Genomic DNA, 1,587 nt, shown 5'->3' on the forward strand with positions numbered 1-1,587 from the left:
AAACATGAATGTGTGTGGAGTAGCGACTCCGCTTAGGTAGGCTATTTTTTTATATTGTAGTGTAATTGTTAAGTAATTTTATATGCTAATAGAAACCATTAAGCACTTTGCAAATACTTTGAGAATGTGTGTTTTTTTCGATGACTTACAGGCAAGGTTATTGCTCCTCTTAAATGCACAAGACGGTATTTACGTTCATATAATTTTAGGTATGATATATTGATAAGATACGATCGGTGTATACGTGTAAAACCGTCAGAAGCTAATAGGTCTTCGTAATAACCAATTGGTTTGGAACTTAGTCGTTTTGTATTATCATTTAAATAGAGCCATGCATAATTTTCATAAGCTTCTACAAAGAGAATATGCTGTTTAAGTACGTATTGCCCTTTATGCTTACTGCCCAAACAGATGTACTCATTGTTATAGTGTATTTCACTTGTATTTGTTGTATTATTTTCTACTTGTATCATACAGTACAGGTTTATTATTAATTCGTAAAATGGTAAGGTTGGAGTTGGGGTTTATTGGTAAAGGAAGTTCCTTTCAAGATCAGTCACAAAAATTTTTCATAAGCGTCATATTTTAAAAATAAGCGTTGATTTTTTATCAAAAATTGATAATTTTCCTAACCAAACACATGTTGGTAATTATTTTTATTTCGTACAAAAATGTTAATAAAAATCATTTTTTTTCATAAGATTTTAGATGTAATCCAATCATTGCAGTAAAAAAGCTTTTCATCAATAATTCATAGAAATAAAATCTTGTTCACGATGTAAACATAATAAAAAGTTTACCTTTAATTGTAAACTTTTTGATTTTAACAAGAATATTACTATTTAACCTTACTTTATATATGCTTTTCACGTATTCTTTCTAGTTGATTTGACTTAAAACGTATGAGAATTACAATTAAGTATGATAATATCCTTAAAATCAGCTGTGTAGTTTTGAGATAGATTATTTTGTCGTATTGCCCAAGATGAATCTAATTTTTGACTCGCAATATCCAAGGTGTTCTTTCCATATTTTGAATTCAGTTCATCAATGGTTGTCATTAATTGTTTGTAATCTGAACTATAAATTACAAACATATTAAACTGTTAAACTTTTTTGGGACAAGCCTAGCGAGTATTAATTGAGTTTTGAACTTTTTATATTAAATGACTGTAGAATATAAGGTAAAACAGCGCTTTTTAGAGTATAATCATAACGTTTAAAGATTTTGATTTCTATTTAGAAGGTTAGTCACTGACAAGGAAAAAAATCTAGTCATAATTTATCATAAAACTAAAATTCTCAAATTTTTAAAAGCTCCAACAATAATTGTTGAAGCTTTTTTGTTATTCGTATTTTTTTTTAAATTTCAATTGCTTATTAAATCTTCTTGACGATCTTAGGAGCAGTTAACTACAAAAACAACACGATATTTTCAGTGTCTTATTTTGACATAATTTTACTTACATCACTAAAAAACTTACGCTATAAATGCAAAAAGTGTAGTGACATAAATATTGAAGCTTTTATATATAGATTTTCTGAATTACATTTTTGCATTACGAATGGCTTTAGCAAGTCCTGCGT

Annotated in this window: 2 protein-coding genes; both read right to left on the bottom strand. The window is 27.7% G+C overall.

Translation table 11 applies throughout. From position 1 onward, the window contains the following. Positions 1-98: 98 nt before the first annotated feature. Entirely contained in the window at positions 99-473 is a 375-nt protein-coding gene (locus AA089_RS22965) for a LytR/AlgR family response regulator transcription factor (protein ID WP_046759365.1), read from the bottom strand. Between the two features lie 420 nt (positions 474-893). Then, positions 894-1,097 (bottom strand): DUF4113 domain-containing protein, encoded by a 204-nt coding sequence (locus AA089_RS22970; protein WP_046759366.1) that lies wholly within the window; start codon positions 1,095-1,097, stop codon positions 894-896. Positions 1,098-1,587 lie beyond the last annotated feature (490 nt).

The sequence above is a fragment of the Kordia jejudonensis genome (assembly GCF_001005315.1).
In the GTDB taxonomy this organism is placed as follows: Bacteria; Bacteroidota; Bacteroidia; order Flavobacteriales; family Flavobacteriaceae; genus Kordia; species Kordia jejudonensis.